Source organism: Sedimentibacter sp., assembly GCF_033447055.1.
In the GTDB taxonomy this organism is placed as follows: domain Bacteria; phylum Bacillota; class Clostridia; order Tissierellales; family Sedimentibacteraceae; genus Sedimentibacter.
In genome coordinates this window covers 1-10,225 of record NZ_JAWQJF010000135.1, presented here as the reverse complement: position 1 = coordinate 10,225, position 10,225 = coordinate 1, and the positions used below count along the sequence as shown (strand labels likewise).

Genomic DNA, 10,225 nt, shown 5'->3' with positions numbered 1-10,225 from the left:
TGAGCCCACTTTAATTGTCTCTGTCTTGCTGTCACCGCCGCATGCGCTTAAAATTCCTGAAATGAGCACCAGCATGATTATCATAGCAACACCCTTAGTTAATTTTGTTTTTTTTAATATCATAACGCCTCCTATATTAATATTATTTATTTTTTGACACAACTTCCAATATATTCATCAGATAGTCCGTCAATATTGCAAGTAATGCCGAAAGCAAAGCTCCCAGAATCACTATCTGCCATCTGTTGATATTGTTTCCTGCAATAATTAAATCGCCAAGACCACCTGCTCCTATAAAAGCAGCTAAAGTTGCAGTACCGATGTTAATTGTAACTGCAGTTCTTATGCCTGCCATAATTACAGGAAAAGCAAGAGGCACCTCGATTTTTGCAAGAATTCGGCTATGAGTCATCCCCATGCCTCTTGCTGCTTCAAGTATGGATTTTTCTACTCCCAATATACCTGCCAAAGTATTATTTAAGATTGGAAGCAGTGAATAAACCCACAATGCAAAAACGCCTGACTTGAAACCTACGCCAAATATACCTACGAATAAAGCCAATATTGCCAGACTTGGAACAGTCTGCCCTATGTTTACTATGCTTACCACTGTGTTTGCATAGCGTTTAAATTTAGTTCTTGTAAGCAAAATTCCCATGGGTACGGCAACTAATATAGCAGCGCCTGCAGATACTGCTACAAGACTTATATGTTGTCCTAAAGATTTAAAAATTTTATTATATGAAACATAATTAGCTACAATTTTATCTTGAGGAAATTTGACCACGTATATGCTGTATCCTATACCGATTGTCAAAAGAAGAAGAGGAAAAAAGAATGTTTTTAAATTTATTTTATTGCTTTGTAAATTAGTCATTGTCACTCACCGCATTCAATATATCGTTGATACCTATCCACCCTTTGAGGTGACCCTTTTTATCAGCCACATAAATATATCTTTGACCTATGCGTAACATTTCTGACAGCGCATCGTTTAGTGACATTCTTTTTTCTACTGTAGCTTCCATTTCTTTTTCAAAATCTCCAACCATACCTTCCTTGCCTTCTACATCCTTAAGTTTAATATAGCCGTGCAAAATGTCGTTCTCTTTTGTTATCGCAATTGTTTTAAGCCCGTTCTCTTCCATTATGGATTTTGCTTCCTTAATTGTTGAGTCCATCTTAACGCTTAATGTTTTGTGCATTGCATCCTCGCATTTTATTAAGTTAAGACGTTTAATGGAGCGGTTTCCGCCAACAAGATTTTCAACAAATTCATCGGCCGGAGAACTTAATATATCATTTGGCGTTCCTTGCTGAACAATCTTACCGTTTTTCATAACAACTATTCTGTCTCCCATTTTTATAGCTTCATCTATATCATGGGTTACAAATATTATTGTCTTTTTAATTTTTTCCTGAAGATGCAAAAATTCATTTTGGAGCTTACTTCTGGTTATGGGATCAAGCGCTCCGAAAGGCTCGTCCATGAGCATTACAGGAGGATCTGCAGCAAGTGCTCTTGCGACGCCCACTCTCTGCTTCTGCCCACCGCTTAAATCCGAAGGTTTTCTGTCTCTGTATATTTTTGGGTCCAACTCCATCAATTCCAACAGTTCATCGACCCTTTTAGCAATTTTGTCCTTATCCCACTTTTTTTCCTTTGGAACAGTAGCAATATTTTCAGCTATTGTCATATGCGGAAATAGTCCTATGTTCTGAATTACATATCCTATATTACGTCTAAGCTCTACAGAATTCTGCCCACAGATATTCTTCCCGTCGATGAATATGTTGCCTGATGTTGGTTCTATCAGTCTATTTAACATCTTCATGGTAGTTGTCTTCCCGCATCCGGACGGTCCAACCAGTATACAAATTTCACCTTCTTTTATGTGAAGTGTCAAATCAGATACTGCTTTATTATTTGAATTTGGATATTTTTTAGTTATATTTTCAAATCTGATCAAATACTTTACCTCCTGTATCTTATTTTATTTCTGCTTTCTTTTGAATCAGGTACAAAATTCTATCCATTATTATGGCCATCAACGAAATCATTATTGCACCTATTATTACCATTTTGTCATTTGTTCTTTGTATGCCCTGAAAAATATAATCTCCAAGTCCTCCTGCTCCTACATAAGATGCTATGGCTCCCATACCAACGCCTATTACAACAGAAGTTCTTATTCCGGCCAATAGAACAGGAAAAGCCAAAGGAAGCTTGATTTTGTACATAATTTTAAAATCAGACATACCCATACCTTTTGCAGATTCTACAATTGCAGGATTAATGCTTTTAATTCCGGTATATACATTCCTTACAATGGGAAGTTGTGTGTAAAGAACAAGTCCTATAATTGCCGGTGTTGCTCCTATGTGAAATATAGGAATCAAAACAGCAAACAATGCGAGACTTGGAATTGTCATCAGCACCTCTGCAATACTTATCATTACTTTTGCTACCCTTTCATTGTATGTTATTAAAACACCTATTACGATACCAAGTATAATAGAGATTGTCATAGCGATTAATACCATCTGCAAATGTTCCAAGGTTAGTTCCATGATGATTTCAAAACGGCTTATAAAAAAATCAGTAAAGCTCATAAGATTCCCCCTAAATATATAAATTTTGTTATACAGACAACTTCATTATAACATACAAGTTGTTACTTTGAAAGGACTTTTTATTATTTATCAATTTTGATAATTTAATTTCAAAAATGATAAATATTAAACATCTTAATTTTTAAGCAAAATATCGCAATTTACTTTTGATTTTTATCATTTTTGATAAATATCAATATTCTTTTTCAATCATAACATTTAAAATTCATTGATTTAACTGCCTTTTTTTATTTTTAAATTTTTGGCATGAATGTTGCAAAATAGTAGATATAGATAAAACGGAGGTAAAATCAATGAACAATGAACTGATTATTGAAATATTAAAGAACCAGGTTACACCTGCTTTGGGCTGTACGGAACCAGGAGCTGTCGCTTATGCAGTTGCAAGAGCAAAGGAATTATTAGATTCCGATGTAAAAAAACTTAATATCGAAGTAGATAAAAACATTTTAAAAAATGGAATGAGTGTTGGAATTCCAGGAACAGATGAACACGGTAACATATTTGCGGCTGCCCTTTCTCTTGTTATAGGTAAATCAGAATATAAATTAGAAGTGCTGAAGGATGTTGATAAAGCTAGCATAGATAAAGCATTGAAAATTGTAGATGCCGATATAATCAACTTAAAATTAAACGAAGATATTCAGGGACTATATATAAAAGTTGATGCAATAGGAGATGACAACAAGTCAGAAGTCATTATCAAGAATACTCACACTAATATTATTTACGAAAGTAAAAACGATGAAGTATTACTTGACAGTACTTCCGCTGCAAGTGGTGAAACAATAGACAAAGAAACGAAAGAAATAAAAAATGAAATCAAAAAATATTCAATTGAAGATTTGCTCAATTTCTCTCACAATGTTCCACTTGAAGAAATATCATTTATTCAAAAAGGCATAGACATGAATATGCTAATTGCAAATGTGGGATTATCAGAAAAAATAGGTATCGGTATGGGAAATTATTTTCACAGCATTGCAAATGATGTTTTTTCAATGGCAAAAGCATACACTGCTGCAGCTTCTGAAGCGCGCATGTCTGGATATCCTCTTCCTGTAATGAGCAGCGCAGGCTCAGGTAATCACGGTCTTGTTGCAATAGTACCAATCTCTTATATAGGCAGTAAAGAAAATAAATCTAATGAAAAAATTATACGTGCTATAACATTGAGCCACTTAGTAACGATATTTGTTAAAGCTCATCTTGGAGCTCTTTCTCCTGTATGCGGTTGTGGTGTAGCTGCAGGCGTTGGATGCGCTGCAGGTCTCACTTATTTGTTTGACGGAACTTCCGAACAGATTATGGCTTCTATAAACAATATGGTTGCAGGTATATCTGGCATGTTTTGTGATGGAGCCAAACTTGGGTGCTCATACAAACTATCAATTGCTGTAGATGCTGCTGTAGATGCATCAAAAATGGCTTTGAAAAATATATTTATTCCAAATGACAATGGTATTTTGGGAGAAACTCCAGAAAAAACAATAATTAATTTAGCACAAGTTTCAAACATGGGCATGAATAATACCGATGAAGCTATTCTTAACGTTATGCTGAACAGATGTTAACATAATAAACAACCTTTTGAGAAAGTTTTGATACAAAAACATGGATACCTTAGTCTTAAATTGTATTTTCAGCATTTTTTCATATACCGCTTTACACTTTTACAATTTTGAAATATACTATATGAGAAAACTTAAAAGAGGTGGACCATGAAAAGAAAAATTTGTTTGATGCTTGCTGTATTAATAATGATGTTTTCAGTACAGCCAGCATTTGCAGCAGAATTTGATGAAGAAAAATTCATTCAAGATGTTGATTTTATGGAGAAAGTAATAAATTTTGTATTAGATAAATATCAGTATGAAGTATCGGAAGAAGATGTAATAAACGGACTCTACGATGGCTTTTTCGAAGTTTTAGATGATTACAGCGTATATTACTCCCCTAAAGAATACCAAGCAATGCTTGAAGATACAGCAGGAGAATTTTCAGGTATAGGGGTTCAAATAATTGATTCAAACGGACAAGTCGTTGTATTGACACCCCTTCCTAATTCACCTGCAATAGAAGCAGGAATCAAAGCCGGTGACATAATAAAATTTGTAGATGGGGCTGATATTACCGGACTTAATGTAAATGAAGCATCCATGCTCATAAGAGGCGAAGAAGGAACAAAAGTAAAAATTGGAGTAGTTCGAGGCACAGAAAATCTTACATTCGACTTAATCAGAAGAACGATTGTCACGAGTTCAGTTGAAGGCAGTATCATGGAAAAAAACATAGGATACTTAAAAGTTACAGAATTTTCAAACAACACGGTTAGCCTCGTAAAACAAGAACTTTCAAAATTTGATGCGAACAATGTTAAAAAAATTGTTATAGATATGAGAAGCAACGGCGGCGGAACTTTAGATGCTTCAGTTGATATGTTGAACTTATTTGTAACAGAAGGACCTGTTGTTTATGTTGATTATGCCGCAACAGGTGAAGAGGATATTTATTCAAGCGAGCTTAAGGAACAAAAATATGAAATAGCTGTTTTAATAAATGAAGGAAGTGCTAGTGCCACTGAAATTTTTGCAGGTGCTGTTAAATATAAAAATGAAGGTGTGATTGTAGGTACGCAGTCATTTGGAAAAGGAATAGTTCAATCTCTTTACCCATTAAAAGACGGCAGCGGAGTAAAATTTACTACTGCAGAATATTTTTCAGTTGATAGAACGCCTGTACACAAAATTGGAATAACACCAGATATTGTAGTTGAAAATGAAAAAATTAATCTTTCCAAATTTCCTGTATTCAGCAAGACTATTAAGCCTGTTCTCGGCAACGTAAGCCTTGATGTTCTCTCTGCCGAAATGATTCTTGAAACATTGGGATATGCAGTTGATACACCAGACGGAGTTTACGACAAAACTTCTTTTAACCAAATTATCAAATTCCAAAGCGATAATTCATTGTATGCATATGGAACAATTGATATTACAACACAGAATGCATTATACAACGCTTTGCTAAAACATTCAGAAACAGGTATGGAAGACAAACAATTAGAAACAGCAATAAATGAATTATTAAAATAATAGATGCTGTTGACTAGCTATTTTTACTCTGATACAATTCAGAAAAATTAATTAACAAAAACTGTTATGGAAAAAAACTTTTCAAACGGACAAGTTACAGAGAGTCGGCGGTGGTGGGAGCCGATACTGTCATGAAAACAATAAGGGTGGTACCGCGGAACTATATCCGTCCCTGAGAGCATTTGCTTTCAGTGACGGATTTTTTATTGCTTAAAATTAAATAACTATTTATCAGGAGGTTCTACCGGGAATTCATCAGCACGGAGTGTTGAAAAATAAAAAACTTATGAAATAATGACTCCGAATTCAATAGGGCTTGACACAAGTAAAAGAGATGAATCTCATTTTTTAATTTTTTATCTAAATCACGTGCCGCTCAGAGAAGCTTGATTTCTTACATAGACGTCAAGTGGTTTATTCGCTTTTGCAGCTACAAGAATACCCTCACAAATTATTTCAGCCATTTCATATATTAGCGAAAGCCTCGTATCCTGAACTAAATCATTAAACTCCTTATCACTTGAATCAACCACCCCTATTATCGAAACATCCCCTATTTCTGGTAAGTATTTTCCAATTCCTTTACCAGGTGTTATAGGTCCCTCTCTAACTTCTATAATTCCCTGATTTTTTTTATTGCTTAAACATGCATCTATAGCAATAATACTATTATAATTTTTCTTCTTTAAAGTTTTAACATAATCATTAATATTCATTGCATGTACAGGTCTATCTAATGTTCCGTAAATATCAGCAGCAAAATTTTTCTTCTCTAAAAAAGTGCCAACTAAGGGACCAAGGCTGTCTATAATACATTTATCCGTCCCTATGCATACTAATGCAAAATTGCTGCTAATGTACTCCGCAAGATAATTACCTATTTTTAATGCTGCAAAACTATTCTTGTAATGTACTTCTATTGGATTCAAAGGAAACACCCCCTATGTGTTAGTATATACAGATAGGGGGTGTTTTATGTGGACTTTGCCATTTTAATTTCATTTTAATCTAACAATCAAACTATTTAACAGCATAAATTTCTATTAATAATTTCATATATTTCTTCGTGAATTCCTGGAGGTCATAACTACCATCATGTGCACACCAATCATAGCAAACTCCTCTTGCAGCAATAAAAAGAAACTCCGTTATTTCTTCCGGTGCAACATCTTCTTTTATTTCTCCGGATTCCTGACCCTTTATTATAATTTCATTAAGCACCGCTTGCATTTTTCTTCCTTTTGTAGTATACATTTTATTGCCTGGAGCAAATAATTGTTTCAATGTTTCAACGCCTGTAATTTCATTGTATTTAGCATAGTATATGAAATAATCAACCATATTTTCAACTGCACTTTTTTCTGTTACATTTGGTTTAACAGTATTTTCAAAATAAATATCTGCTCTTTTATAAATTTCAATAAGGATATCATTTTTGGATTTATAATAATTATAAAAAGATCCAATTGATACACCTGCTTTTTTACATATATCTTCAATTTTAATACTGCAGTATCCCTTTTGTTCCACTAATTTAATTGATGCCTGATATATTTTGTTACGAGTTGCTTCCGCCTGGATTTTTCTGCTGTTTGATTTCATTGCAGCCATTTTTGTCTCCTTAGTATATTTAACAATTTAATGTATTCCTATTATATTTATTATATCAAATATAATTTATATTTGCTATTATTTTACTAATTAAATACTTAATTATTGTTTATTTAGTTTCAATTGACACCACAATACAAAATCACTATAATAAGTACATTATAAAATATGAACAAAAGGTGACTTCGTGGAAAATTATATAAAAAGAATTTCAAAACTTATGTTTGGGCTTTTTCTGTATTCAATAGGTATAACGCTGGGCATTCAAGCAAATATAGGACTTGCCCCATGGGATGCTTTTAGTATTGGCATATCAAATATTACAGGCATTTCTTATGGAAATGTAAGTATATTGACAGGTATAATCATTTTAATTGTTGTTGTTTTATTATTGAAAGAAAAAATTGGTATTGGAACTATATTAAATACTGTAATTATAGGTGTAATTGTTGATATTCTCCAATCAATAAACCTAGTACCTAAAATGACAAATTTCTTTTTAGGCTTGTTGATGCTTCTTGTAAGTCAGGTTATTATCAGTCTAGCAAGCTATTTTTATATAAATTCAGGTCTCGGGTGCGGTCCAAGAGATACACTCATGGTAGGTCTAGGTAAGAGATTTCCAAATGTGCCCATTGGTGCTATTAGAGGCTCCATAGAAGGAACTGTTTTAGTTATTGGTTTCCTTTTAGGAGCAAAAGTAGGTCTTGGTACAGTAATTTCTGTTTTCGGAATAAGCTTTATTTTACAGACAACCTTTAAGCTGTTGCATTTTGATGTAAAGGGAGTTGTACATGAAAGTATTTTCGATTCAACAAAAAATTTCAAGAAATTATATGCAAAATCTTAATATAAAGAGCTATGCTTCAGTGCATAGCTTTTTTAACTTTGATTCCTTATATTTTAAGTATCTTTTCTTGCCTTCTTCGTAGAGTTTTTCTTCTCCCTCATTAGAAAGTAATAATTGAGGAACGGATATTGGCTTTCCATTGTCAACAATTGCAACAAAAGTAAAATAACCAGTCAATGCTACCTTTGGAGCTTCATCAAGTTTCATATCCTCAACCATTACAGTTACAAGCACTTCCATAGAACTTTTTCCTACAAAAGTAAGTTGGCATATACATTTAACATAATTACCTATGTGAATAGGGAGATGAAATTCTAATCCATCCACCCTCGCAGTCACAACATTTGAGCGCGAATGTCTTGCAGCTGCTATTCCGGCCGCATTATCCATCATTTTCATTATTTCTCCGCCATGAACATTTCCCGCTATATTTGCATGTTCGGGTTGCATTAAACTTCCGACAATTATTTTTGTTTGTTCTACTGTCTTTGCTTCTATAGTAAACACCTCTTTTATTATGATGAATTATTATAACAAACCTACAAATAAAATGCTACAAATTTAGTTGTTTGGAAATATAGTTTGCTTTAATCGAGCAATTCCAATATTTCTGTTATGTCATTTATGCAAGCAGTTGCTCTGTCGCCCTCTCCATCTTCTCCAAATCCATATGCACAGTAAATAGATTCCATTTCATTTTCAACAGCAGCATCTATGTCATGAAATCTGTCTCCTACAACAATCTGATTCATTTCATAGTCATGCTTGATAATTTTAAGTATTTCACGCTTAGAAATGTAATCATACATTTCAGAACAAACCATATCATCAAAATACGAATTTAAATTAAATGCCTTAGTTGAAACTTCCATGTACTTAATGCTGCAGTTACTTAGAAAAACCAACTTGTAACCCCTGTCTTTCAATGTTTTAAGCACATTTAAGGCATTGTCGTAAAGTCTTGTGTTCCCGGAAAGCATTTGTTCCTGCATTTCTTTCCCAACTAAAGATCTGGCTTTGTTTTTAAATGACTCATCCAATTCTTTCATGAAGTTTTTCCACATATCCTTGCTTGTATACCCAAGCCACTTGGTAATTTCTTCATCTTTCCACTCTCTAGGTTCAGCCTTATTATTTTTAACTAAAAAATCATATGCTTTTCTAAATGCCGGAGCATAAATTTTTATACTATTGTGGATAGTACCGTCAAAATCAAAATATATAGTTTTAACACCTTGAAATTTCATTTATTTTTTCATCTCTTCTATTAAATTTACCATTTCAATTGCTGTGCATGCAGCATCATAACCTTTATTTCCGGCTTTAGTTCCGGCTCTTTCAATTGCTTGTTCTATTGTGTCTGTAGTAAGCACTCCAAAAATAACAGGAACACCTGATTCAAGGGAAACATTAGCTATGCCCTTGGATACTTCGCTTGAAACAAAGTCAAAATGAGGAGTCGAACCTTTAATCACTGCTCCAAGACATATAACAGCACTGTATTTGTTAAGCCCAACCATTGTCTTTGCTGCAAGGGGAATTTCAAAGGCACCCGGCACCCAAGCAATTTCAATTTCATTCTCAGATACCCCATGTCTTTTTAAGGCATCTAAAGCACCTGACAAAAGCTTTCCTCCAATAAACTCATTAAATCTTCCGACTACTATACCATATTTTTTATTGTTTGCTACTAATTTACCTTCATATATTTTCATCGCATCCTCCTGAAATTTTAAAATTTTAAATCATGACCCATTTTTTCTTTTTTCGTTTTTAAGTAAAATTCATTTTTTGCATTGCATTCGACTTGAATATTTACTTTTTCAACAACTTCAATTCCAAATCCTGACAGTCCGATTATTTTTTTAGGATTGTTGGTCATAAGTCTTACTTTTCTCAACCCAAGAAAATAAAGTATCTGTGCACCTATTCCGTAATCCCTTAAATCATCTTTAAAACCCAATGCCAGGTTAGCTTCCACAGTATCCATTCCTTGGTCTTGCAGTGCATATGCTTTTATTTTATTTATAAGCCC

General features: G+C 33.6%; 11 protein-coding genes and 1 pseudogene. 3 read left to right on the top strand and 9 right to left on the bottom strand.

From position 1 onward, the window contains the following. Positions 1-142 precede the first annotated feature (142 nt). From SA378_RS09555 to SA378_RS09545, 3 genes are read right to left on the bottom strand one after another with little or no spacing between them, the layout of a single operon-like run. Complete coding sequence (locus SA378_RS09555) at positions 143-877, bottom strand: ABC transporter permease (RefSeq protein WP_318525764.1); 735 nt, start codon at positions 875-877, stop codon at positions 143-145. Further along, the gene (locus tag SA378_RS09550) at positions 870-1,970 is read right to left on the bottom strand and encodes a betaine/proline/choline family ABC transporter ATP-binding protein (RefSeq protein WP_318525763.1); all 1,101 of its coding nucleotides are present in this window, start codon (positions 1,968-1,970) and stop codon (positions 870-872) included. The genes SA378_RS09555 and SA378_RS09550 overlap by 8 nt, the downstream gene beginning before the upstream one ends. Positions 1,971-1,989: 19 nt before the next feature. Then, a complete protein-coding gene (locus SA378_RS09545; protein WP_318525762.1) occupies positions 1,990-2,613 on the bottom strand; it encodes an ABC transporter permease in 624 nt (207 codons plus the stop codon). 314 nt (positions 2,614-2,927) lie between these two features. Between SA378_RS09545 and SA378_RS09540 the strand changes: the two genes are divergently transcribed. Further along, complete coding sequence (locus SA378_RS09540; protein ID WP_318525761.1) at positions 2,928-4,208, top strand: serine dehydratase subunit alpha family protein; 1,281 nt, start codon at positions 2,928-2,930, stop codon at positions 4,206-4,208. 147 nt (positions 4,209-4,355) lie between these two features. Further along, positions 4,356-5,729, top strand: coding sequence for a S41 family peptidase (locus SA378_RS09535; RefSeq protein WP_318525760.1), 1,374 nt, complete (start codon positions 4,356-4,358; stop codon positions 5,727-5,729). Positions 5,730-6,094: 365 nt separating this feature from the next. Here SA378_RS09535 and yyaC read toward each other — a convergent pair whose 3' ends face one another. Further along, complete coding sequence (gene yyaC / locus SA378_RS09530; RefSeq protein ID WP_318525759.1) at positions 6,095-6,658, bottom strand: spore protease YyaC; 564 nt, start codon at positions 6,656-6,658, stop codon at positions 6,095-6,097. 91 nt (positions 6,659-6,749) lie between these two features. Then, positions 6,750-7,340, bottom strand: a complete 591-nt coding sequence (locus SA378_RS09525; RefSeq protein WP_318525758.1) for a TetR/AcrR family transcriptional regulator — start codon at positions 7,338-7,340, stop codon at positions 6,750-6,752. A gap of 187 nt (positions 7,341-7,527) precedes the next feature. Here SA378_RS09525 and SA378_RS09520 point away from each other — a divergent pair, with 187 nt between their 5' ends. After that, positions 7,528-8,190, top strand: coding sequence for a hypothetical protein (locus SA378_RS09520; RefSeq protein WP_318525757.1), 663 nt, complete (start codon positions 7,528-7,530; stop codon positions 8,188-8,190). Positions 8,191-8,199: 9 nt separating this feature from the next. Here the strand turns inward: SA378_RS09520 and SA378_RS09515 are convergent, their stop codons facing one another. From SA378_RS09515 to SA378_RS09500, 4 genes and pseudogenes are all read right to left on the bottom strand, one after another. Next, on the bottom strand, positions 8,200-8,640 hold the full coding sequence (locus tag SA378_RS09515; protein WP_318525756.1) for an acyl-CoA thioesterase: 441 nt from the start codon (positions 8,638-8,640) through the stop codon (positions 8,200-8,202). A 137-nt stretch (positions 8,641-8,777) separates the two neighbouring features. Then, complete coding sequence (locus SA378_RS09510) at positions 8,778-9,437, bottom strand: HAD family hydrolase (RefSeq protein ID WP_318525755.1); 660 nt, start codon at positions 9,435-9,437, stop codon at positions 8,778-8,780. Beyond that, positions 9,438-9,905, bottom strand: coding sequence for a 6,7-dimethyl-8-ribityllumazine synthase (gene ribE, locus SA378_RS09505; RefSeq protein WP_318525754.1), 468 nt, complete (start codon positions 9,903-9,905; stop codon positions 9,438-9,440). A gap of 17 nt (positions 9,906-9,922) precedes the next feature. Then, positions 9,923-10,225: pseudogene (locus SA378_RS09500) on the bottom strand (bifunctional 3,4-dihydroxy-2-butanone-4-phosphate synthase/GTP cyclohydrolase II); the annotation flags it as partial.